The organism is Achromobacter spanius (assembly GCF_002812705.1).
GTDB classification, from domain to species: Bacteria; Pseudomonadota; Gammaproteobacteria; order Burkholderiales; family Burkholderiaceae_B; genus Achromobacter; species Achromobacter spanius.
Map to the genome: position 1 here is coordinate 186905 of NZ_CP025030.1, position 23751 is coordinate 210655.

The following is a 23751-nucleotide window of genomic DNA, read 5'->3' on the forward strand; positions in this document are numbered from 1 at the left end:
GGCCTAGCCCAATCCCTGATCGACCCAGTTCCTGATCGCGGCCCAGACCACCGAGAGCGGCAGCGACATGCCCTCGGCCAGGTCCATGGCCGCATCGAGAATCGAGGTCTCGTCCTCCAGATCGACGTTCCTGCTGCTGGTCACGGCTTTCCATTGCCGCCACAGTTCGGTGTCCTGGGTCTCGTCCAGGACGGGGTGGCGCCCCTTGCGCTTGGGCAGGCCGAGGATCTCCCGCCGCAGGGCGACTTCCTGATGGGTCAGGCCATAGAAGCGGCTGACCATCTCCGTGCTGGCCCCCAGCCGCAGCATGCGATCGACCGTGGCGATTTCCTTCTCCACGTCCTGTGCCTGGTTGAGCAGGCGCTGCAGCACTTCGCGGTTGACCGTGACCGAGCACCACGAGACGCTGGCGTTGGCCAGCACGCTGATCAGCGCGGGGTGCTTGAGCGCATCCAGCTCGGCCTCGCCGAAGCCCATGGCCTTGCAGCGGCGCAGTTGGCCGTTGCGAAGGTCATACAGCGCCTGGGCAATCACGGCCTGGTTGAGCGGATGCGATGTGGACATGCGGCCTCCCTCGCTCACGTCCCGGGCGCCGTGGTGCCGGCTTCCAGGTCCAGCAGACGCCGGGCGAGGCGCAGCAGCCGAAAGAGCTTGACCAACGCCGTGTCGCTCAAGCGCCTTGCGCCGCTGCCATGGCCTTGGCTCTGGCCGTGCAACAGGGTCGGCAGGTCGGCGGCGAGCTGCGCGCCGTCCAGGCCCGCTTCGGCGACGGGCTGACCCGTCAGGGAAGTGAGCAGCGTCAGCACCGCGCGGCCGAGCGGCGACGGGGCTTGGCCGCGGGCGCGGCACGCAAACCCGATGCCATCGGCGCGATCCTCGATGCACTCGTCCAGGCCTGCCTCCCCGGCGATCTCGCGCGCGAACTGCGCGATGTGGATGCGCAGCCGATCGGGCGTGTCCAGGCCGGCGTCGATGTACCAGACGTCGGAGATCGGATAGAGTCCGCCGGCTTGCACCGGGATGGACTGCAGCACGCTCGCCGAGAAGTCGGGCGGCAGCGCATCGCCCAACTGGTCGGCGACCATGCGCTGGATCGATTGGAGCCGTTCTGTCGTCGGTGCTGGCGAGACGATGTGCTCGCGAAGCAGATCGCCCGGTGCGGCCGGCTGGCTTCCCGTGGCCGCTTCGCCAACCGCCGTGTCGTCGTGGCGCAAGGTGGGCTCGGACGCCGGAGGGCTGGCGGGTGGAGGACCGGCCGCCGCTGCAGGCGTGGCGATGGACGATGCTGCGCCCGGCGGAGTCGGCGTGCCGGCGGTGGGCGAAGGCAACGCCGGCTGCGCCGCAGGTGGCGTCGGGTCACTGACCAGCGCCCGGTGGCGGCTTTCCGATTCGGTCAGGTCCAGCGCCAGCACGTCGTAGCCGATGCCCAGCAGCTCGGACATCTGGCCGATCAGCTCGTCTTGCACGCGCTGCGGCGCGAACTCGTCGCCCTGCGTGTCGAACTGCGCCAGCACCTCCTGAAAGAAACTGTCGAAGTCCAGCGGCAGCGAACGGTCCTTGGCGTAGTGCTCCCAGGTGCGTTTGCAGGCCGTGCGCATGACCGACAGCCGCTCGACCTGGTGGCGCCCCAGGCCGCCATAGAGCACAGTGGGAATGGCGGGCAGCAGGTAGCGCACCGCGTCGGCCATGCGGGTGATGTGCGACCGCTGGACGGGGAAGCCATCGGCCGCCAGGCGGCGGGCCAGTTCCGACTGGCTCAGGGCGGCGCCGCTCTCCTGCTCGTAGAACTCCCGTGCTTTCTCGACGCCGAGCGCGCGCTCGATGAACGTGAGGCCGCCGCGCAGTTCGTTCTCGGCAAGATGCCCGGTCAGCGCGACGATTTCACCGCGCTCCGGCCATGGTCGGAACAGGCACGATATGCGGAAGAAGCGTTCTTCCTTGGTCTCCGACCAGAGTTCGCGCAGGATCGCCAGTCGCGTGTTGCCGCCGTTGCGGATGATGTAGTGGTCCTCGCCGGGCCTGCGCGTGATGGCCGGCGCCGCGTCCAGGCCGCGCTCGCGGATGGATGCCTTGATTTCCTCGTAAGCCGGGTTGCGCTTCATGCGCGGGTCATGGTCGTAGGGCCGCAACTGGTCCAGCGTCACGACCATGGGCGTGTCCGCGATCGGGTCGCTCAAGGCCGTAGCCGCTGGGCCGCTGCGCTCGAAGCCGGCCGCGAGCAGCTTGCCTGCCATGTCCTGCGAGGTCATGTCAGCCATGGCCGCACCCCTCGCAGTCCCCACGACCGCCGGCCGGCGCCATGCGGGCCTCTCGCTCGGCGCGGCGGATCTGCGCACGGGCGTTCAATTCGGCCCGGTGGTCACTCGCTGTCGAACTCGTGTAGATCGCCGCGCAGCCGGCCTTGGTGAACTTGAGGTGCCCGCCCGGCGTGCGCTTGACGTGCCAGCCCTCACCGACCGCGAACTCGATCAGGGCGCGCAGCCGCTTGTGGCCGCGGGCCAGCTCATGTGCGTTCGCCATGGGGCCTCCCAGGATCAAGAGGTCGCTGCGGGCGGCCGGATACTTGAGCCAGTCGGTCCTGCCATTGCGGGAACAACTCGCTGGCGAGCGCGCGCATCGTGTCGAGCGCGGCAGGGGCGACTCTGCCGGGCGGCTGGCGGTGCTCGACCCGATGCACCGGCAGGCCGCGCGTTGCGGCACGTGGATACGCTTCTATGGCCGGCACGTCGGTGGCGAGCACGCGGATGCCGGCGCTGTCCTGGAACAGGTCGCGCAAGGCCTGCTGGATCAGCCGTGCGTTGGCGGACACCGGGTGGACGCGGTTGATGAGCAAGTGCAGCGGCGGCGGTTCGATGCCCAGGTGCCGGTACGGCGCAATGTCTTCGAGCAACTGCATGGTGCCGCGCCGCAGCTCGCGTGCCGCGAGGATCTCCGGCGTGACGGGCGACAGCGCGAGATCGGAGGCGAGCACCGCCATCTCCAGCAGCACGGAACGCGCGCCCTGGGTGTCGATCAGCACCAGGTCGTAGAGGGGAGCAAGTGCTGGCAGCAGATGCCGCAACCGCAGGCGGCCATCCGGCGCATGCAGCAACAACGTGTTCAGCTCGCCCCGGTGGTCGTCGGACAGCACCAGGTCCAGGCCCGCGATGATCGTGCGGGACACGAGCTGGCCAAGGTCGCGCTCGTTGAAGGCCAACAGCTCATAGATGCCGCCCGGCGCGCGCTGGGTCAGTTCGTAGTAGGAGGACAAGGTGGGCTGCACGTCGAGATCGAGCAGCAGCACGCGCAGGCCCGCGTCCGCGGCGAGCCCGCCCAGGTTGGCGGCCGTCGTGGTCTTGCCGACGCCGCCCTTCGTTGAAATGATGGACACGACCTGCATGGCGCTCTCCGGCTGGGAATGGGAAGTCCGCGGGAGAGCGGGTCAGGTCCGGTGGTTGAGGCGCTCGGCGATCCACTGGTCGATTTCGATCGAATCCCAGCCGACAGCGCGCACGCCCAGGCGCAGCGCCTGAGGGAACTGGCGCTTCTTCATCAGGTTGTAGATGTGGGCGCGTTTGAAGCCGGACTTCGCTTCGACTTCATCGAGCCGCAGGATGCGGCGCTCGTTCGGCGGGAGTACAGGGGTCTGCGACATGGCGGTCACTCCTGAACGCTCGGTGGCGTTTGTTGGCGTGACCTCTATTCAATAGACCTGGCTGCGGAAAGACATTGCAAATGCAATCTCCGCGATTGCACATACAAGCTGGATAACCTCATGCGCTTGCGCTACGAACGTACCTCTTAGCGTTGGCGAACTTTCCGTTTAAGGTGCGCTCAGTGATGCCCATGGTGCCGCCGTAGTGGGCGACCAATGCAGAGACAAGGGCCTCCTGCGTTTTGAAGCTGGAATAGGGCACGCCTGAAGGCGACTGGCTCAGCATCAGCGTCAACATCCCTCCAATGATGTTGAGATAGGTCGTTTCCGCCCGTTCGCTGATCTCGCATTGCTTGGATGCCAACAGCACCGAGGATTGCTTGAGTAGCGTGTCGTGCTGCTCCTGCAGTTCTCGCATCTCACGTCGGGCTTGTTCAAGCGCGGCCTGAAGGGCCAGCCGCTCCACGAGGATCGCCTGTCCTGTTTCCATGGTGATGAAAGGATGCGCCATGCGTTCGCCACGGCTGAACAGAAATCCTGGCCGGTGCTCGGGATAGTGGGTGCGCATCCAGCGTTTTAGATCGACATGGCGAACAGTCAGATCCAGAGAATTGAGCAGGTTCGGATCATTGAGCGTGATCCCGTTCTTGCCGTAGGGCAGCTCTCCGTTGAGGATGCCGTCATAGATACGTTCCGAGTGCAGCCGGCACTCATTCCATCGAGGGCAGTTCAGCGACCGAGGCAGGACACGCGGTGACGCGATCGTGGCCAGGATCATCGGGAGATACCGCAGCAACCCAGCCCATCGGATGGCCGCCTCGATGGGACGATAGAACACCTTTGATGTTGAAATGTCCTTGTGCATGTCTTCGTCTCCTTTCGGGTGCGCTACATCACCGGCTCCTTTCTTGCCCAAGGGCTGTTGTGTCGTTATGGCCTGCGACGGACGCTTGAGGCGATGCCCTAAGCGAAGGCGGAGGAGGCCATTGGCGTCCGCCGCAGGTGGCCTTGTCTTGCTTGATATGCAAGAATCGATCAGTTGCCGGCCCATCGAGCGATGAGGACGCAAGCTCGATATTGGCGCTCACGGTACCAGCGTCATAGGTGGCGCAAAGCCCATCAAGACCGATTTGGTATGGTCTGATATCCAGACGGTTCAAGACCAGCGAGTTGAAGCGTTCGACGCCCCTACGTCCAGTTGGGGACTGGAAATCAGCGGTTAGTGATGCATCGCTCCACATGCTGATATATCGACAAAGTATCTGCCGCAGTACCAGTGACCCTGCCAGGTTGCCCCAGCACATAGGAGACGGAGATGGCTGAACATTCCCATGAACATCAACATCACACATCCGGTCAGATGGGTAAGCACGGCCGACCATACGCCAAGTTCTGGGTGAACATGGTGTTGGGCCTCGTCGTCATGTACTTCGTAATGTTCAGCATGATCGACGGCGCCAGGGACTTCAGAAACAATCTCAACATGCTCTACATGGCGGTCACTATGTGGGCGCCAATGGGCATCTTCATGCTAGCGACAATGCCCGGCATGTTTCCAAACCGGCGGCTCAATCTCGTGCTGTACGGCTTGTTTGCCGTTCTCACACTCGGTTCTTTTGCCGCTACCCGTGCTCAAACCGGAATCGGCGATCGACAGTTCATCGCGTCTATGGTCCCGCACCATTCGGGAGCGATCCTCATGTGCCGCGAGGCGCAGCTCTCAGATCCGGAACTCGTCAACCTATGCCAAGCGATTTCCGATGGCCAGCGCGCGGAGATCGAGCAGATGAACCGGATTGCTGCACGCCTTCGTTGAGGCTGGCTGCCACTACACTGGCGCCGCGTTGCGCTCCGGCGAAGTTAGCCGCAGCGATGTAAAGATGAGTACTTGCGGTGTTCCGATGCCGGCGGTTGTGTCCTACAGCCGTCCAGGTGCCAGGTAGTCCACGCGACACCACCCCGCGCTGCCTGCGGAGCGAGCGCAAGTCATGATCGTCGCAAGTTGGAGTTCGATAGCGAACCCGCTCAGCAGCTGGACGCATCAGGCGTAACGACGGGTGGATGGATCATCCTTGGACGCTGGTGGAAGTGGTTGGATGAACTTTGTTGCCGAGGGCGAAAAACAAGGCTATAATTGAGTTCTTCGCTGATCACCACAGTGGAGAAAGTGATTGGGAAACAGAGACTTAGCGCTCTAGTGCATGACTCGTTTCCCGCTCCAAATTCAGATTTGCAGCGTTCAAGCAACCCGTGTTCTTGATCACTGCAGTCACCTAAGAAGGGCCCGACACTAGTTGTCCGGCCCTTTTTCCATTTCCGCTGCCAATACCAGATTGCTCTGATTGCTTCTCGCTGATCCGGATGTTTTGCTCTTGGGTTGCATCGCGGACGCCGCGTCGTCGCGTCCGCCGCGCCCCGGAGGCTTGGCCATGACATTGACCCCCGCGGTGTTGCTACACCGCTTGAAAACCGCCTGCTACACCGTCAGTTCCATCGTGCTGATCAGCTGGGTTACCGATGCGCTCAACGAAGGGCTGATGTTCAAGCCTTTGCTGCGCTATTTCTACCCCACCACCGTTGAAAAGTATCAGCATCCGTTCACGGACCACCCCAGCCTGTTGATCTGGCTGGTTCCGTTGCTGGCGGGTTTATCTTTGACGATCGCCTCGTCGGCGATGGCGGTGCACCACCTGAAGCGGCGGCCGCGGTATCGGCTAAGCGCCGCACCCGCCCCACCCTCGCAACTGATCGGGCTGGCATCGGGCGGCCGCGCGCTGTCTTCTTTTTGCGCCGCCCGCGGTTGCTGCCAGCCACGCACATTCCATGCCCTGTATCGGCACGCCGACGAGCTGGCCGCGCTTGAAGCGCCATGCGCCGCCGCCGGGGTCCTCCTGCAAGGCCATTCGTTGCCAGACGTGCAAGACATGCATCAGCATCACGCCCGCCTGCACCATCTGCTGGCCGGTATCCGCCGCGCAGCCGGCCCCGACGCGGCCATCGGCTTTGACCTGAGCGGCCTGCCGGCCGAGCTGGCCAGCGTCGCCACGCTGGCGGGTCCGCAGCACGACGTCATGCTGTGCCAGGTCGACAAGCAGGGGCAAGCACACACCTATCGCGTGGTGGCGGACATGTACGCCTGAAGCCCAAGAGAGCGACTCGCCAAAAAAAAGCCCCCACCGGAAAACCGGCGGGGGCACCGCATCACGCAGCCATCGCGCGACGCTTAACGCTTAACGCTGAATCCACGCATCGCGCCAATGCGAACCCGTACCGGGTGCATAGTGCGACGGCGACTGGCTGCACCAGCCGCTGTACGGGAAAATCTTGCATTCAAACGTCTTGCCCACGTTCACGACCTTGTCGCCCGCTTTGTAGATCGTGCCCGCCTTGTACTGCGGATATCCACCCACGGCAGGCTTCGCCAACACCGTCACGGTATGGCTGGCCTGGACTTCGCCGCGCGAGTTGCTGACCGTCAACGTAAAGCGGTAAGGCGTGTCCTTCGCGGTGGACGGTGCGACGAAACTGATGTCCGCCTGGTCCAACGCACCGGCGGAAATGCCCGCGGGCACGGTCCAGCGGTAGCGCAGGTCCGTACCGGTGGACGCCTTGCCCGACAAGACGACGCGCTCGCCGCTCTTGACCGTGGCAGGGCCGCTCAGCTTGGCTTGCGGCGCAATCACTTCGGGCACCACCTCCTTGGCCTTGACCTTGACCACGTGGCTGGCGGTTGCGGTACGGCCCCGATCGTCGGTCACGGCAAGCTTGAACGTCAGGTTACGGTCCTCGCCCAGCGGCGGGCCATAGAACGTGACGGTTGCGCCATTGCCTTGCAAAGCGATGCCATCCATGCTCGTCCACACATACTTCAGCCCCTGGCCCGTGGAACCAGTGGCTGACAACGTGGCCGCTTGCGACGCCTTGACTTCGGTCGGGCCGCTGATACGCGCAACCGGAAGCGGCACGGGTGCCGGCTCCAGGTCGCAGGCTTCGGGCATTTTCCACGGCTTGCCGTACTGTGCCGAGTTCTTGTCCGGCGCGGCATCCACGTTCCAGTAGTTCTGGTGATACACCTTGCCGTTGTATGACACCGCCTCGTTCGGCACGTTGTAGACCTTGCGCGCATCCCAGGCCGGCACACTGGCACACACACCGGCCGCCTTTGCCTTGACCAGCACGCCGTGGTGCGTAGTGGCGCTGCGCCCTTGCGAGTCGGTCACTTTCAGCGTAATGCGGTAGGCAACGTCCTTCGCGTTATCCGGCGCGATGAAGCTGGCATTGACGCCTTGTTCGACAAACTTCAGCGCGGGCTGACTGCTCCACGCATAGCTCAGCTCCTTGCCGGTCGAGTCAGCGGCCGACAGCATCACCTTGTCACCCGCATTCGCTTGCGCGGAACCAGAGACGTGCGCTTGCGGTGCCTGGCCGCCGATGCTGGCGCCACCCAGCAGTTCCGCCGCGCGAACCAGATCGGGTTGCACGCCGATGGGGCGAGCCGGTTCGACGAAGGGCACGGGGTTGCCGCTGTCCACCAGAATCTGACGCATGACCTTGGGGGGAATATTGCCCAGACCGCGCTCACGCGCCAGGCTCTGCAGCCACGCCACGCTACCCGCGATGATGGGGTTGGCGGACGACGTACCGTTATAGCTGGTCGTGTACAGGTTGTGCTGACCCTCCTTCCAGTCCGTGGTGGTGACGCGCCCACCCCAACTGAACACGTCCACGCGGCTACCGTATTCCGAGAACCACGCGGTCCTGCCCAGGATCGGATCAGCCGCGCCCACATAGATGGCGCCCGAATCGCGCTTGGTGCGGTCATAGCGGCCACGGAAATACGGATCGTCCAGGTTGGCCGAGCCATTGGCCGCCGCCAAGACCACGTGCACGCCCTTCTCCTTCGTCAGATACGAAATGGCGTCGTAGACCGCGTCAACATGCTCGACGGGCAGCCAGCAGGCCGTGGTCGGCCCGCAGCCATTGCTGAACTTGTAGTGCACGCCAATCTGCACCACGTCGCCAGCCTGAAGCACGTTGCGCAGGTCGATCATGCCGCTGACGCTGTACTTGGTGTAGCCGGCCTGCGCTTGCGGCACGATGCCGGTCACGCCATAGCCGTTGTCCTGCCCGAACATGATGCCGGCCGACATCGTGTCGTGCGAATCAGGCTTTTCCACATACTGGCCGTGATGCAGGAAGGGCTTGGGCAGGTCTACGTGGTCGAAGTCCCAGTGACTGATCTCGTTCGAGATCAACCGCACGTTGGCACCATAGTGGCCGGTCTGGCGCTGCGCCTCGAAGGCATTGATGCCGCCCAGCACCCAATAGCCGGGCTTGGGGCCCTGCATGTAGTTTTGGCACGTGGGCGCAAGCGCGCCGTCGCACTTGGTGTAGTCGGGCGTGCCCGGCCCGGTGCGCGTGACCGCCATGACGGGATCGGCCTCCAGGCCTTCGCCCATCGACATCGGCACGGGTTCGATCTGCGCGCTTTCCACCAGCGGATTTTCCAGCAACTGCTTGACCAGCAGCTCCGCGTCGCGGCCGCGCATCATCTCGGCCGAAATCTTGTAGTAGCGCGTGAGGTTATGGCGCTCCAGCGCGGCGATATCCTCGTGGTTGCGCATCATGGGCGACAGCGGCACCAAGGGCTCCATGCCATTGGCCAGGCGAGTCAGCGCGTCCATTGCGCTGGCCACTTCGGGCGTCGGCGCAACACGCTGGACCGGATTGGGCGCTTCCGCCTTCAGCCGAACGTAGATGGGCCTGGGTTCACCGGCTGACGCCGCATGCCCCGGGGCCGTGAATGCCGTGCCGAGCATCAGCGCGAGCATCGATAACTGTATTTTGTTTTTCATGGCTATTCAGTGATCCGCCTTGACGGCGGATCCAACAACACAAAAAGAAAGCCCACCTCCCATCACTGAGAGGGGGCTGGCGTCCAGCGCGGGCCAAGACGTCTACCGCCTTGGCCCGCCTCAATAACGACGACTTACTTGATCAGGTTCCAGGCCTGGGTCCAGTAGCCGCCCTTGCCGGGCTCGTAGTGGAACGGCGACTGGCCGCACCAGTTGGTGTAGGGCCACGGCTTGCACTCGTAGACCTTGCCCAGGTTCGTCACGCGCTCATGCGCCTTGTAGGCGGTGCCGGCCTTGTAGGCGGGCGGCGTATCGCCGGTGCCACCGTTACCGCCGGTGCCACCATTGCCGCCTTCATCAACGACCGGCTTGCCCTTCACCGTCACCACGTGCGAGGCATCCGACGTGCCCTTGTCGTTGCGGGTCGTCAGCGTGAACGAGTACTGCTGGTCCTTCGTCAGCGCCGGCGCCACGAAGCTCAGCGTGGGCTGATCCTTCACCGCGGCGCTGATGCCGGCCGGCACGGTCCACGAGAACTTCAGATCGGTACCCGTCGAGGCCGAGCCCGACAACGTCACCTTCTGGCCCGCTTGCACATTGACCGGGCCGGTGATGCTCGACGCCGGCGGGATGACCACGGGATCCGGCTTGATATCCGCCGCTTCCTTGGTGACCACGAAGTGGTACTTGTTGCCGTCCATCGAATAGACGTGCGACTTGTCCACGCCCACGATCGGCGTCACGGTCTTGCCATCGGCGCCCAGTTGGCCGACACGCACGCGCTTGGACGAGCCGTTGACGGCATTGCCCAGCACTTGCGTCCAGCGCTCGCCTTGCACGGCGTTCTCGTCCAGCGGCACGCGCAGTTGTTCCAGGTATTCGCCGTTGCGCTTGGGGTCGGCCAGACGCCAGACCAGCGTTTCACCCACCTTGGTTTCGCCAATCGAGTACAGCGCGCCGATATCCGACGGCTTGATGACGTTGCTGACGCCTTCGATGTTCACGTCGCCGCAAGCGCGATAGGACTCGCCCGAGGTGACGCCATCGCCCACGTGATTGGTGTTCCAGACGCTCATGATCAGGTGGCGGCCCGTCTTGCCCGCGGGCAGCGTGCAGCTGTATTCCTGTTCACGGCCTTCGCCCGCAGCGGCCGGCGTGAAGTCGCGCTGTTCGCAGAACTTTTCAAAGTCGGAAAATTGCAGCGGCTTGGTCGAGTCGTACGGCATCTTCGTAATGAAGAATTGCAGCGACTTCGTGCGGTGGGCCACGGTGTGGTTCCACTTCAGGGTGACATTGCCATTGGCGTCCGGCTTGAGCGTGGTGATGGGCCATTGGGCCAGCGCGTTCAGGCCACGATGCGATGCCTTGGTGCCGCCGTCGCACAGGCGATCGCCCGGCGTGGTGGCAACAGTCTTTTCGCCGCCCGGCTTTTGCCAGACTTCACGCCAGTCGTACACGCTGCCGCCCTGCGCCTTGAATGCGGCGCAACCTTCGCTCTGACTGCCCGCGTAGCAATGCAGGATGCGCGCCTTTGGATGCGACATGGTGCCGTGAGCCAGGACCGAACCGGATACGACCGCCAGTACCAGGCCGCCCACCAGAGTTAATTTGAATTTCGCCATTTTTTATAAACACTTCAGAGTGAGGTTGAATAAATCACCTTCCATGCAGCACGCAGGACAAGGTGAATTCATTCTCGGCCGGAAGCTCATTGATAATCAAAGTTGATAAACGATTCCTTAAAGCACTTTCCCCACACTCATCAAGAAAATAATCTGGCGGCAAAAAAAATCCCCCGCGCTTTCGCACGAGGGACCAGGAACTTCATTTTTTCCGCGTTATTTACTGCGGATTTTCAAGCAGTTTCAGTTCAGACTGAGAACAGTGAAGGGAATTACTTCACCAGGTCCCAAGCTTGCTGCCAAGCCAGGCCCTTGCCGGGTGCGTAGTGCAACGGCGAGGCGCTGCACCATGCGGTCACGGGCCAGATCTTGCACTCGTAGACCTTGCCACCGTTGGTGACCTTGTCGCCGGCTGCGTACGTGGTGCCTTCCTTGTAGGCCGGGTACTGGCCGGTCTGGCCGCCGTTGCCGCCATCGTTGCCACCGTTGTCGCCGCCGGTGCCGCCGGTGTTGCCACCGTCAGTGCCGCCGCCGGTTTGGGCTTGCTTCTTGACCAGCACGGAATGCGTCTTGCTCGACGAACCCTTTTCGTTCGTGACCTTGACGGTGAACGAGTAGGACTTGTCTTGCGTCAGGGCCGGAGCGGTGAAGCTCAGGTCGGCCTGGTTCAGCGCCGAAGCGGTGATGCCAGCCGGAGCGGTCCACTGGAACTTCAAGGTGCCGCCACCGTTGTTCGAACCCTTGGCCGACAGCGAAACGCGCTCGCCAGCATTGGCCGTTGCCGGGCCAGTCAGTTGCGCCGTGGGTGCGTTGATGACGACGGGCGGCGGATCCACCGGCTCGGCAGCCTTCTGGTCAATCGCGAAGCCCACCTTCTTGTTCAGGCCATAGACCTGGTTGTCGGAGTCGCTTTGCTGCGGCAGGACTTGGCCGTTGGCCTGCATCTTGCCGACCTTGATGACGGACGACTTGTTGTTCACTTCCTTGGCCAGTGCGTACATCCACTGAGCAGCCTTTTCTTCACCGGCCTTGACGATGATCGAATGGCTTTCCAGGTCGCCCGAGCGGCTCAGGTCGAACACGCGCAGGGTCATCTTCGAACCGGCTTCCACTTGGCCGCCTTGCAGCACGCCGCTGGCTTGCCATTGCACGTTGGCAGGCATCACTTCAACGTTCGAGCAAGCGTAGAAACCTTCAGCGTTGTCGCTGGGGTCACGTTGCCACACGCTGTAGATCACGCGCTTGCCGGTGAAGTGGGCGGGGATCTTGACGTCCAGCGGGGTGATCGAGTTGTTGGCCGGACGCGGCAGGAAGCCGGTGTCGCCGATCAGTTCCAGATCGTCCCAACGCAGGCCGCGCTTGGGATCGTAGCTGTCCTTGCTGATGTAGGTCTTGAAGTACGTGCTGACGTGGGCAGCGGTCTGCATGTACTTGAACTGAGCCTTGCCGTTGGCGTCCGGCGTGATGACCGTGGTGGGCCACTCGTAGTTGCCGTCCAGTTCCTTCCAGCTTTCCTTGCCGCCGGCGCAAAGCAGGCCGTCGCGGATGTGGTCTTTGTGGTTGCTCTTGACGCCAAGGATGGCGTTGGACTGCCAGCTTCCCGCCAGGTTGGCGATCTTGCCGCAACCCGAATGCTTGGGGTTGTTCCACGGCGTGTCGTGCGTGTTGCAACCGTATTCACGGCTGGGGGGATCGATCACGGAGCCGTGAGCCGAAACCGTGGTGGGCGCCATCGCCATCAGCACAGCCTGCGTCAGCGCCGCGACCGGCAAGGCAAGCTTGGCGGCGGTACCGCGCAAAGTGGTTTTAGTCATCAAATATCCTTCGTTTAATGGATTGTTTTTCGCATCCCCGTGAACCGGAAATCGCACGGTTCTCGTGAAAGCGAAGCCATTATTCCCGGCGCTCAAAAACGGCAAAACCTTTCTCAACACACTATTAAAAGCAGGTGTTGCATCGTTGCCGCAATACGCGATGAAAAGCAGATTGCGGCGCGCACGAGAAAAAAAAAGCGCCGCAAGGGCGCTTGTTCATGAGGCGGCTTTAAGGCCGGTTCGAAATGCAGAGCGAGGCTCTCGGTGTTCGGTTTCGACGCATGGCATCACCATCACCGGAAACGTGAGTGAAAACTCGCTTCCTTCGTTTGGGCGGGAATCGACCGACAGCTTTCCACCATGGGCGTCGACAACCGTTGCGACCAGCGCCAAGCCCATTCCCACCCCATCACGACTACCCGGATCCACCTGAAAAAACGCCTGGCAGAGTTGCGGCATGACGGACTCGGCAATGCCGATGCCCTCGTCAATCACGCTGATGCGCGCCATATCGCCTTGGCGCTTCAGGCACAACGTAATCCGCGTATCAGCCTTCGAATACTTGATCGCGTTATCCAAAAGGTTCATCACGGCGCGCTGCAACATGCAATAGTCGCCCGACACCCACAGCTTCTCGCCGCATTCGCGGACTCGCACGTCGATGCCTTTTTGTTCGGCCAACAGCATGGCTTGGTCGGCCGCTTCCTGGCCGATGTCCAACAGCGAAACCGGCAGGAAATTGGCCTTGTCCAGGCGTTCAGCGCGAGACAGATGCATGAAGTCCTGGGCGACGGTCAAGCTGTACTGAGCCAGCTCCCGCACCGATTCCGCAAAGGCTTCCTGCTTGGGATCGTTGCTTTCCGCGCTTTGCTTGTCCACCATCACCAGGATCGTCGACAGCGGACTGCGCAGGTCATGCATCATCTGCAGCATCACTTCGTTATCACGGGCGCAATTCGCTTTGGCGTTCCGCATGGCAAGCGGCTCCGTCGATACCGCGCCGTCGGACAAGACACGTTCGCGGCGAGCGTTGCGGGTCGCCATGCGCCAGCGGACGACGCAGATGTACGCCAAGGCAAGACCCACTAACGGCGCCACCACCGGCGTCCAGCGACGCGCCGAAATCACAACAAAGGCGGCCAACAGCCAGAAGCCGATCAGCCAGGCCAAGGCGCGAAAGCGCATTTTTGATTGGCCGGCGATCACGCTGAACAAGGCCAGGGCCGCCAGGATTCCAAAGTCAGCCAGCACGCCGGGCGCCGCGGCGGTCAGTGGCCGCCCATCGCTGGGCACGGCGAAGCAAAGCAAGATGATGCCCAGATTGCAGAACAGCAGCGCATCGTTTTTTCTGGCGCCCAGGCGCGCATAAGGCCAAATCAGGAATTTCATCGTCAGGCTCGGAAGTTGTCGGCGGCGCGTGCAACGCGCGGTCGGACCGGCGGCGCCCGGAAGGCGCGGACAGCGATTGGAAGGGATTGGGTGTGCCGCAATGTTCCGGCAAAGTTGCCGATATGGCGTGGCACAAGGCAAGCCGGGGCGAACGCCCGCTGGCTCAATACATGCGTTCGAGGCGGTAGCCGTAGTTGTACACAGTGGCGATTACATAGCCGTTGCGTGAGCGCAAACCCAGCGCCGAACGCAGGTTGCTGACGTACGTCGCCAGGCTCGCGTCGTATTTACGGTCAACGGTGCCCCAGATCTGCTGGCACAAGGCGTCCTTGGTGATGATGCGGCCGGGGCTGCGAAACAACATCGTGGCCAGATCGAATTCCCGCGTGGGCAAGGTCACGGGGCGTCCATCCACCGTCAGCGTCTTGGCTTCAAGGTTGAAGGCGAAATGGCCAACCTGGAACTGCAACGCGGAGGCTTCGCCGCGTTGCGACTTGCGCAACTGGGCGCTCATGCGGGCCAGCAATTCGCGTTCGCGAACCGGCTTTTGCAGGTAGTCGTCGGCGCCCATGTTCAAGGCCTGCACGATGCTCTCTTCGTCGTCGCGCTGCGTCAGCATCAAGATGGGCATGGAAGGCGCCAGGTTGCATCGCGCCCACTTCAAGACGGCCAGGCCCGATGCGCCAGGCACTTCCCAGTCCAGCAGCACAACGTCAACCTTCTGTTGTTGCAACAGCGCGATGAAGCCATCGCCGTCGCGGCGGGAGAACGCCTGGTGGCCGTGGCTTTGCAGCAGTTTGGTGACCCACTCGACTTGAGTGGGCGAATCTTCAAGGATGGCGACAAGCATTGAGTCCGATCTTATGTAAGCGCAATTCCCGAAGACTTTTATTATTACGGCAATCACATTGATACCCCGACAGAATGATTTCATGCTGGGATAGACACAACAATAAGAAATTTCTCAAAGCCAAAACTGGAAAGCCAAATGTCAAGATATGAAAATAAGTCCTTAATATGGGGCTATTTCTTTGTGAAAGACCAAAGATAATCCGGTGATTATCAACAAATTCCTGGCGCGCCTTTAACCAGCTTTTAGAAATTGCCAAGCAGGCTTTAATTAATCCCCATGAAGACAAACTTCCAATCCTGATAACTGGATTTTCCCGACATATCCCCCAGCTCCGCGGCAAACCCGTCCTGTTTGATCGGCTTTCGTTCCGACAGGCTATATACCCCCATGATTCCCCCATCTGGTGATTTCACGATGCCCCACTCGGTGCCGCCGGTAATCGGGTCGGCATAAAGACGGCGCAAATGGCGACGCGTGAACGACACGCGGTCGTCCTTGAGCAAGGCCTCCATGGTTTTGGGATAGGCCGGCGCGGTGCCGGACAGGTAATACGAAGCCAACGCTCGTTGATATTGCTGACCGACGAAAAGCAGCTCGGCCTCCTGGTCGCGCAGCTTTTGCATCGACCATGGCTGCACCACCGCGGTCAGCCCCGTGGCCACCGCCATTACCAGCATCAGCACCATCAGATAGCCGAAGCCCGCCTGACGGCGCGACAACGCACCGCGATCACCACCGCGCATAGTCCAACCCATCCAGCCCCCTGCCGGTCGCGCCGCTGATTACATCGTTCACGCCCGGCGCATCCCCGTTCTGCGGCAACCAGCTGTCGCGCTTGCCTGTCACCGGGTCCATGGGAAGCTCGCGCAGGTATTTGTCGGCGACAAGCACATCCAGCGAATCGGGATTGTTGCCATGGTCGGCGCGGTAATCGTCGATAGCGTGACGAATCGATTGCAGGTTGTGACGCAGCACCGTTTCACGCGCGCGATCGTTGCTTTTGAAAAACGACGGCGCTACCAGCGACATCAGCGCACCGATGATGGCCATGACCGCCATCAGTTCAATCAGCGTAAAGCCGGCGCAGCCGCGCTTACCAATCTTTGTACGGAACGCCATTGAGACCTCTACGTTGACTTTTTGAACGCACATCGAACACATCACGGCCCGATGAGAATGAGTCGGCCGAACTGTCATAGCTTCGGGTGTCCCAGGTATCGGCCGCCGCGCGGTTTTCGCAGTTCTCGCACATGGGGTCGGCCGGCAGGCGGCGCAGGAAATACAACATGCCGCCATTAGGGTCCGTCTTGTTCTGCACGCCCTTGACCAGGGCTTCCAGGTCGGGGGGGTAGCCGCTGCGGTCCAGCGGCTTGTCAACCTTGCCTTCGCGGCTGGCCTGATAGTAGGCGTCGATCGCGTCGCGCATGGTGTGCAGGTTCTGGCGTAGCTCGCGCTCCAGCGCGCGCTGCTTGACCAGCGATGAGAACGGCAGCGCGACGCTCAACAGCAGGGCCAGCAAGGTCATGGCCGCCATCATCTCGATCAGCGTGAAACCCGATTGCTTGCGCATGACCCGTCCTTAGAAAGGCGGCTTGGTCAGCGCCGCATCCAGCGCCGGGGCATCACCCGCCGCAGCCGGTGCTTCCGGCGCGGCGGCGGGCGCCTGAGTGGTCATCGGCATCACGGTGACCCGCGCTTCCGTGCCCGACGGAAAGTAGCTGTCGGCCGCCGACGGCAATGCCATCGAGCGTTCGATATGCGGCGTCAGAAGCAGCACGATCTCGGTGTTCTGGTCCGTCTTCTTCTGGCCACCGAACAGGCTGCCCAGCCAGCCCATCACGCTCAGTCCGGGCACACCGCTGCTGCTGCGCGTCTGCTGCTGGTTGACCAGCCCCGCCAGCACCTGGGTTTCACCGTCACGTGCCGTCATCACGGTTTCCGCGTTGCGCGTGCTCATCGGGTAGACGATGCCGCCGCCCGCCGTCTTGACCTCGCCCTTCAGGTTGCTGACTTCCATACTGACCTTCACGCTGACTTCATTGCTCAGGCTGATGCGCGGTTCCACCTGCAGGATCAGGCCCACGTCCTGGTAGTTCACGGATTCCGTCACCACGCCATTGGCGTTGGTCGTCGTCACGACCGGCACCTTTTCACCGATCTTGATGCTGGCCTTTTCCATGTTGCGCACGCGGATCTTCGGGTTCGCCAACACCTTGGTCTTGCCACGCTTTTGCAGCAGGTTCAGCGCCGCCGACAGATCATTGCGGCTGGTCACGCCGATCTTGCCCTGGTTCAGCCCCAACAGGTCACCCACCGTGATCCTGCCGTTTTCGCCTTGCGGCAGCACGGAAAAGCGCAAGTCGCTGGGGTAGTCCACCCCGATTTCAAGCTCGTCGCTGGCGTTGACTTCCAGCACCTGCACGTCCATCGTCACTTCGGACTGCGCGATGTCCAGCGCCGCCACCACGCGCTCCACCACCGCCATGACTTCCGGCGTGTCGCGCACCAGCACGGCATTGGCGCGTTCGTCCAGATGCACGTTCTTGGGCGCGCTGATCTGCCGCAACGCCGCCAGCACGTGCGTGGCATCCGCATGGTTCAGGTAGAACACCCGCACCATCAGCTCGCGGTATTCCTTGTCTTTGTCCGGACGCGACGGGTAGATCAGCAAGGTGTGGGCATCCAGCACCTTCTTTTCCAACTGATTGGTGCGCAACAGCAGGTTGATGGCGTCTTCCGCCGTGGTCTGTCGGGCCATGATGCTGGCCGGCATGCTGGTCTGCACGTCCGGGTCCAGCACGAAGTCCACGCCCGCCGCCAGGGAAATCGTGTCCAGGATCTGCACGATGGGCTGCGCCTTGAAGTTCAGCGTAACGGGCTTGCGCAGCGCATCCGCCAGGCGCGGCTTGACCGACTGACGGCCCACGTCGCGGCGCTGCAGTTGCGTGCGCAGCGCTTCGGCCGACGGAAACCCCGGCTGCTCCTGCAAGATGCGGTTGACCTTGTAGAGCGCCTCGCGCGGGTGGTCGAACTGCAGCCTGACCGCTTCGGCCAGCTCGGCGTTCAGGTGCACACGCTGCTCCAACTGCGTCTTGAGCTGTTGGGCACGCATATTGCCGGGGGTGATCGTCAACAACTCCAGCACGTCTTGCAGGGCGGCTTCGTCATCGCCCGCCTCCATCTTGACGCGTACCCGCTGCAGGATCTCGCGCGACAGCGCGACGCCGTCACGCGCCACATCCTTGCCCGCCTCGATATCGTTGGGGTTCTTGTCCAGCTTTGCGCGGCCGGCGGCCAGGCGGTCAGCGGTCGATGCAGGCTCGCCGCCCAGCGCGCGTTTCAGGGATTCCGGGGCCGCGCATCCACCCAGCAACAGGCTGAGGAACGCGGCCAATACAACAGGTTTTGCAATCATGATTCTTGCCATTCCCAAAATAATTGTTCGTTTCGATGAGCGTCTTGCTCATTGCGCCAGCGGCGCCAGGTCCACATGCAGTTCCCGACCCTGCGCATCCAGCAGCACCACGCGCTGCGGTTCCAGCGCCTTGAACCGGTACTGCGACGCCACCATGCCGCCGGGCCACACCGCACCGGCGATGTCGCAGCGTTGGCACAGCAAATAGGTTTGCTCTTGATGCGCCAGCACCACGATGCGGCGGCCGGTGTCAGACCATTCGCCAATGGCCATGAACGCCGGCATGCTGGCCGCGCCGTTACCCTCGGGCATGGTCGGCAGGGCAAGGTCAAGCGCCGGGACCTCGGCCTGCGCCGTGGCGGCGTCGGCGGCGTCGCCCTGCGCCTGCGCATTGCCGCGATCCAACAACGAGGCCCAGCTTTGCGACGGAAACAGATCCACTTCGCGTGCCGGCTCGGCCAGCACGGCGGCGCCGGGCGCCAGGGCGACAAACACTGCGGTCATCCATCGCTTCATCACACCACCCCCAACATGCTCAAGCGCATCTTTACGTTCACCAGCATGTTCTCCGGCCGTTGCCGGTCCAGCGACAGCGACTCCAGGCGCAGCAGCGGCTCGTCGGTCAGCTTGCGCAAGCCCGCGCTCAGGTCCTGGTAGGAACCCACGGCGGTGATGTCCACCGACGTGCGGCGCAACCGACCCTGGATGGTGTCTTCGCCCTGATACTGGATGTCGACCAGCAACAAGCCCGATCGCACCAACTGCTCCATCACGGCCAGCTTGCGTTCATCCGGGTCCAGGCGCAGTTGCACGCGCAGTTCGTCCATGTCATTGCCGGACGGCGCGACGTGCGGGGTGCAGGCATGGATCTCGGCATGCAGTTCCAGGGCACGCAGTCGCAGCTCACCCTTCTCCGGCCACAACACCACAACGAAATGCACGATCAAGACCCACAAGGCCACCAGCGCCAGGAGCCCGCCCCGCCCGAGCCGCTCGGCCCAGCACTGCCAATGCCACCGCAAAGGCGAACCGGCCTCGCGCTGGCGCAGCGCGGCCAGGCGACGACGAATTTCAGTAAAGGATTTCATCGCAGCTCCACCTGCACGGTAGACATCGTGGCCAGGTTGGGATCACCCGACTTGATGCCGTGGCGAACTACCGTGGCGCGCATGCCTGATTCGGCGTTCAAGCGAGCCGCGAAGGCGAATACTTCAGTCAGGTCCACCGTCATCAATTCAAGCTGGACGGACTTGCCAGCCCCCTCGACCTTCAGGTTCATCACAGCCAGGCGCGGGCTCCAGGCGTGTTCGATGGCGCGAAGCAGGACGGGCCGCAGCCGGTCCTCGGCGCTTTGCGCGGACAGCATTGCATCAACCCTCTTTTCTTCCGGCGACTGCGCCAGGGCACGGCGCTGCTCGCGTTCGTGCTGCATGCGACGCTCGACCAACTGGCTCTCGGAGCGGGTGACTTCCACTCGCAACGCCCACACGTCCCATTCCCGCCACGCGCTCAACAGGGCCACGCACAGCAACAACAGCACGATGATGGCGGCCCAGGGTTGCGTGGCGCCGCGCTTGGTGAAATCTAGCTTGCTCATCTTCAGACCGGGCATGATCGCGCTCCCAACATGGCGTGCGGAAAGCCCAGCCAGCGCGCTTGCGGCGGCAAGGAAAGATCCGCCGGCGCCAAGATTGACGTCCAGTTGCATTCCGGCACGATGGGCTGGTTGCACAGCGCCTGCGCGCCGGCAACCGCCGAGGCGTGCGACTGGCCGGGCGAGCGCTGCAAGGTGATCATGTCGTCCCACCCCTGCGCCGATGGCCACAGGCACGTCACCGCGCTGGCCTCCGCCAGCACCAGGCACGCGCCTTCGGTGCGCGCGGGGCGGTGATAACGTTGCAAGCTTGCGGACAACAGGTCGCGGCAGGCTGCCAGCGTCCACTTCTGTTCCCGCAACTTGCCTTCCAGCGCATCCAGCATCAGTGCGTCCGCCGCGACGGCCAGCCGCGCATGCCCATGGCGCGCCGGCCCCAACCGCACGCGCGTCTGCACGGTGATGCCGCGCTCGCGCAGCAGCGCCTGGGCGTAGCCGCGCCAGTGCGTATCGCCGCCAGGCAGGCCCGGCTGCCACGGCAGCAGCAGCGTATGCACCCACGGATAGCCCAGCCAGACATGCACGCGGTTGCGCCACCACGGGCGCAGCCGCGTGCAAGTGGCAAGCAAGGCGGCCACGGCCTCGGCCGGTTCACCGCCGTGGCCACACTTCAGACGATCGTCCACCGCCTTCGTCGGCGACAACAGGCTGACATGTTCAGCATCGATCAGAACGGCTTGTTCATTCCATAGCGACCGCACGGCAAACCTCCTGATAAGTCGTCAGTCCGTGCGCGACGGCCTCGTGGGCCGCATCGCGCATCGATTGATAATCGGCGCACTGCGCCAGCGCCTCTTGCCGACGCTCGGGCGAGCGATCCAGCAGCGCGGTCTTCATGCGGCTATCCAGGCGCAAGACCTCGGCCAGCGCAATGCGGCCCAGGAATCCCGTGTGGCGGCAGGCTTCGCAACCCGGGCCGGCACGTGCCTCGCCCGGCGGCGCGCAATGCGGGCACAAGCGCCGCACCAGCCGCTGCGACACCACGCCGTTGAGCGATTCCAGGAACGTGGCGGGTTCCACATCCATGTACAGAAAACGGTCAATCACGCTGAACGCATCGTTGGCGTGTACCGACGACAGCACGCGGTGGCCGGTCAACGCCGACTGCACGGCAATGGCCGCCGTTTCGGCATCGCGGATTTCGCCAACCAGGATGGTGTCCGGATCATGGCGCAGGATGGAGCGCAGGCCGCGCGCGAAGGTCAGGCCCTTTTTCTCGTTCACCGGAATCTGCAGGATGCCGCTCATCTCGTATTCCACCGGGTCTTCGATGGTGATCAGCTTTTCGTCGCCGCTGTTCAGTTCGGACAAGGCGCCATACAAGGTGGTGGACTTGCCGCTGCCCGTGGGGCCGGTGATCAGCGTCAGCCCATAGGGCAACTGCGCCAGCACACGGATACGGCGCGCCGTTTCCGCCGGGAAGCCCAAGGTATCCAGGTTCAGCTTGTCGCCACGCTGCGAGCGGTCCAGCAGACGCAAGACGGCGTTCTCGCCATGGTTGCCCGGCATGATGGACACGCGGAAATCCACTTCCCGCCCTTGCAGCACTACCTTGAAGCGGCCGTCCTGCGGCACGCGCTTTTCGGCGATGTCCAGGCTGGACAGCACTTTCAGACGCGACATCACCTGGTTCGCGGTGACCTGCCCCGGCACCTTGCGGATGCGCAGCATCACGCCGTCGATGCGATAGCGGATCAACAGCCCTTCCTCGTCAGACTCCAGATGGATGTCGCTGGCGCGGCTTTGCAGGCCGTCGTAGAGCGTCATGTTCACCAGGCGGATCACCGGGCTTTCGTCCTTGGCCAGCGAGGCCAGGGAAATCGATTCGACCGCCTTGGCAAGCGAGTCGTCCGCCATGTCCACGGACACGCCGTCCAGCACGCGCTCGGTGGCCTCGGCCTGCTTCAACCAGGCATCCACCACGCCGGTGGGGCACACGGCAAAGCGCAGCGCATGGGCGGACAGCATGGCTTGCAGCTTCAGGCGCGCATCGCGCGAGAACGGCGCGGCCATGGCCAGCAGGAATTCGCCATCCACCTGCAAGGGCGCGACGCGGCACGCCATGGCGTCCGCCAGCGGCAAGACGTCAAAGCGCGGCGCGGCCTGGCGGCATTGCTCGGCGGTCAAGGGCTCCATACCCAAGGCCTGCGCCAGCACCGGCAGCAGTTGCGGGCGGCGCGCCAATTCCTCGTCCAGATAGTCGGCCAGGGACAGGCTCAGTTCCGCCGCGCGCTCGCGCCACAGCCACCATGCCTCGTCGGCCACGGTCGTGCTTTCCATTGCGCCATCCTCCTGACTGATTTCGAATTCGTGCATTACGTTCATCCAAGACTCCCGGCCATCTCGAAGATGGGCATGTACAGCAAGATGACGATGGTGCCCACCAGCCCGCCGACAACCAGCATCAGCAGCGGCTCGAACACCTTTCCAAATACTTCGATGGCGTGATCCAGCGTGCCATCGTGAAACTGCGCGATGCGTTCGCACATGCCGCCCAAGTCCCCGCTTTGCTCGCCCACGCGCAGCAACCGTTCGGCCACCGCCGTCGTCAAGCCATGGCGCGCCAAGGTCTCCGACACGCTGCGTCCGGCCCGCAATTCCTGCAGCGCCAGGTCCAGGCGTTCGCCATAGGCGGGCGGCAAGATGCGGTCGGCCAGTTCAAAGGCCTGCAACGCGGGGGTGCCGCCTTCAATCAACAAGCCGACCGTGCGATAAAAGCGCGCCAGCACGAACAAGTTGCCCACGTCGCGCAGCTTGGGCAGCCGCCAGAACAGATTCATCAACGCCGCCTTCACCGTCTGCGTGCGCAGCGCCAACGCGGCGGCAAGCAGACTTGCACCGATGCCCGCGCCCAGCAAATGACCGTCGGACTGCACCAGGCGCGCCCACCACAACATGGCCTCGGCGGTGGCCGGCAAGGTGCGCATGCTTTCGAATACGACCGCAAAGCGCGGCACGACAAAGAACAGCATGAACAGCAAGATTCCAAAGCCCACCGCAATCACCACCAGCGGGTACACCAGCGCGCCCACCACTTTCTTGCGGATGTTTTCGATCCGCGTTTCGTAGTACTGATAGCGCCTGAGCACCACCGGCAATTGCCCGCTGCCTTCGGCCGACGCCACGGTTGCCACCAGCAGCGCCGGATACACCAAGGGTTGAGCCTCCATCGCCTTGGACAGCGGCTGGCCCTGATACAGCGAGCGCAGCAGTTGGCCCAGCGATGCCTGCAACGCCTTATTGCCCTTACCGGCCTTGTCGCTCAGCGCCTCAAGCGCTTCGATCAAGGCCAGTCCGGCGTCCAGCAACGTGGACAATTCTTGCAGCAGCAGCCCAAGCGAAAAGGCCTTCTTGCCGCGCGACTTGATGCCACGGCGCACGGCCGAACGTTGAATGTCCAGAACCATGCCGTCGGCATCGCTCAACTGCGCGCGTGCCTCGTTTTCGCTGGAGGCGCGCACGGTGTGCACGCGCAGCGTTCCTTGCTTGAGCAAGCGGATCCGGAATTCATTCAT

23 protein-coding genes are annotated in these 23751 nt (G+C 63.1%); 2 read left to right on the forward strand and 21 right to left on the reverse strand.

Annotated elements, in window-relative coordinates; all coding sequences use genetic code 11:
- Positions 1–3 precede the first annotated feature (3 nt).
- The 6 genes from CVS48_RS00960 to CVS48_RS00985 all read right to left on the reverse strand — a co-directional run bounded on the left by CVS48_RS00960 (position 4) and on the right by CVS48_RS00985 (position 4499).
- Positions 4–564 (reverse strand): DUF2857 domain-containing protein, encoded by a 561-nt coding sequence (locus CVS48_RS00960; protein ID WP_003090097.1) that lies wholly within the window; start codon positions 562–564, stop codon positions 4–6.
- A gap of 14 nt (positions 565–578) precedes the next feature.
- Positions 579–2258 carry a ParB family protein gene (locus CVS48_RS00965; RefSeq protein ID WP_004350508.1) on the reverse strand — a complete coding sequence of 560 codons (1680 nt, stop codon included), beginning with the start codon at positions 2256–2258 and terminating at the stop codon, positions 579–581.
- Positions 2251–2520: a hypothetical protein gene (locus CVS48_RS00970; RefSeq protein ID WP_003050422.1), complete on the reverse strand. Its 270-nt coding sequence runs from the start codon at positions 2518–2520 to the stop codon at positions 2251–2253. Before CVS48_RS00970 ends, CVS48_RS00965 begins: the two co-directional genes overlap by 8 nt.
- Entirely contained in the window at positions 2504–3379 is an 876-nt protein-coding gene (locus tag CVS48_RS00975) for a ParA family protein (protein ID WP_003098988.1), read from the reverse strand. The genes CVS48_RS00970 and CVS48_RS00975 overlap by 17 nt, the downstream gene beginning before the upstream one ends.
- Before the next feature lie 42 nt (positions 3380–3421).
- Positions 3422–3634: an AlpA family transcriptional regulator gene (locus CVS48_RS00980; RefSeq protein ID WP_003090093.1), complete on the reverse strand. Its 213-nt coding sequence runs from the start codon at positions 3632–3634 to the stop codon at positions 3422–3424.
- Positions 3635–3752: 118 nt separating this feature from the next.
- Positions 3753–4499: a hypothetical protein gene (locus tag CVS48_RS00985; protein WP_003098991.1), complete on the reverse strand. Its 747-nt coding sequence runs from the start codon at positions 4497–4499 to the stop codon at positions 3753–3755.
- A 450-nt stretch (positions 4500–4949) separates the two neighbouring features.
- Here CVS48_RS00985 and CVS48_RS00990 point away from each other — a divergent pair, with 450 nt between their 5' ends.
- Together CVS48_RS00990 and CVS48_RS00995 are read left to right on the forward strand one after the other, a co-directional pair.
- On the forward strand, positions 4950–5450 hold the full coding sequence (locus CVS48_RS00990; protein ID WP_003098996.1) for a DUF305 domain-containing protein: 501 nt from the start codon (positions 4950–4952) through the stop codon (positions 5448–5450).
- Positions 5451–6063: 613 nt separating this feature from the next.
- Positions 6064–6774: a hypothetical protein gene (locus CVS48_RS00995; protein WP_100852863.1), complete on the forward strand. Its 711-nt coding sequence runs from the start codon at positions 6064–6066 to the stop codon at positions 6772–6774.
- 90 nt (positions 6775–6864) lie between these two features.
- On the opposite strand, the gene CVS48_RS01000 is transcribed toward CVS48_RS00995, so the two are convergent.
- The 15 genes from CVS48_RS01000 to CVS48_RS01070 form a co-directional block, all read right to left on the reverse strand.
- Positions 6865–9489: a S8 family peptidase gene (locus tag CVS48_RS01000; RefSeq protein WP_100852864.1), complete on the reverse strand. Its 2625-nt coding sequence runs from the start codon at positions 9487–9489 to the stop codon at positions 6865–6867.
- A 134-nt stretch (positions 9490–9623) separates the two neighbouring features.
- Complete coding sequence (locus CVS48_RS01005; protein WP_100852865.1) at positions 9624–11111, reverse strand: lytic polysaccharide monooxygenase; 1488 nt, start codon at positions 11109–11111, stop codon at positions 9624–9626.
- Between the two features lie 272 nt (positions 11112–11383).
- On the reverse strand, positions 11384–12925 hold the full coding sequence (locus CVS48_RS01010; protein WP_100852866.1) for a lytic polysaccharide monooxygenase: 1542 nt from the start codon (positions 12923–12925) through the stop codon (positions 11384–11386).
- Positions 12926–13141: 216 nt separating this feature from the next.
- A complete protein-coding gene (locus CVS48_RS01015) occupies positions 13142–14455 on the reverse strand; it encodes a sensor histidine kinase (protein WP_126376257.1) in 1314 nt (437 codons plus the stop codon).
- 22 nt (positions 14456–14477) lie between these two features.
- Complete coding sequence (locus CVS48_RS01020; RefSeq protein WP_100852868.1) at positions 14478–15164, reverse strand: response regulator transcription factor; 687 nt, start codon at positions 15162–15164, stop codon at positions 14478–14480.
- Positions 15165–15430: 266 nt separating this feature from the next.
- Positions 15431–15922 carry a type II secretion system protein gene (locus CVS48_RS01025; protein WP_242001130.1) on the reverse strand — a complete coding sequence of 164 codons (492 nt, stop codon included), beginning with the start codon at positions 15920–15922 and terminating at the stop codon, positions 15431–15433.
- Positions 15897–16286 (reverse strand): type II secretion system protein, encoded by a 390-nt coding sequence (locus tag CVS48_RS01030; protein WP_100852870.1) that lies wholly within the window; start codon positions 16284–16286, stop codon positions 15897–15899. The genes CVS48_RS01025 and CVS48_RS01030 overlap by 26 nt, the downstream gene beginning before the upstream one ends.
- Positions 16261–16737 (reverse strand): type II secretion system protein, encoded by a 477-nt coding sequence (locus CVS48_RS01035; protein ID WP_100852871.1) that lies wholly within the window; start codon positions 16735–16737, stop codon positions 16261–16263. Before CVS48_RS01035 ends, CVS48_RS01030 begins: the two co-directional genes overlap by 26 nt.
- A 9-nt stretch (positions 16738–16746) precedes the next feature.
- Complete coding sequence (locus CVS48_RS01040; RefSeq protein WP_167400930.1) at positions 16747–18582, reverse strand: secretin N-terminal domain-containing protein; 1836 nt, start codon at positions 18580–18582, stop codon at positions 16747–16749.
- Between the two features lie 48 nt (positions 18583–18630).
- Positions 18631–19086 carry a hypothetical protein gene (locus CVS48_RS01045; protein ID WP_111886320.1) on the reverse strand — a complete coding sequence of 152 codons (456 nt, stop codon included), beginning with the start codon at positions 19084–19086 and terminating at the stop codon, positions 18631–18633.
- A gap of 11 nt (positions 19087–19097) precedes the next feature.
- The gene (locus tag CVS48_RS01050; protein WP_100852874.1) at positions 19098–19670 is read right to left on the reverse strand and encodes a hypothetical protein; all 573 of its coding nucleotides are present in this window, start codon (positions 19668–19670) and stop codon (positions 19098–19100) included.
- Complete coding sequence (locus CVS48_RS01055; RefSeq protein ID WP_100852875.1) at positions 19667–20194, reverse strand: hypothetical protein; 528 nt, start codon at positions 20192–20194, stop codon at positions 19667–19669. Before CVS48_RS01055 ends, CVS48_RS01050 begins: the two co-directional genes overlap by 4 nt.
- Positions 20182–20937, reverse strand: a complete 756-nt coding sequence (locus tag CVS48_RS01060; RefSeq protein ID WP_100852876.1) for a hypothetical protein — start codon at positions 20935–20937, stop codon at positions 20182–20184. The genes CVS48_RS01055 and CVS48_RS01060 overlap by 13 nt, the downstream gene beginning before the upstream one ends.
- Positions 20918–22516 carry a GspE/PulE family protein gene (locus CVS48_RS01065; protein WP_167400931.1) on the reverse strand — a complete coding sequence of 533 codons (1599 nt, stop codon included), beginning with the start codon at positions 22514–22516 and terminating at the stop codon, positions 20918–20920. Before CVS48_RS01065 ends, CVS48_RS01060 begins: the two co-directional genes overlap by 20 nt.
- Before the next feature lie 41 nt (positions 22517–22557).
- Positions 22558–23751, reverse strand: a complete 1194-nt coding sequence (locus tag CVS48_RS01070; protein ID WP_100852878.1) for a type II secretion system F family protein — start codon at positions 23749–23751, stop codon at positions 22558–22560.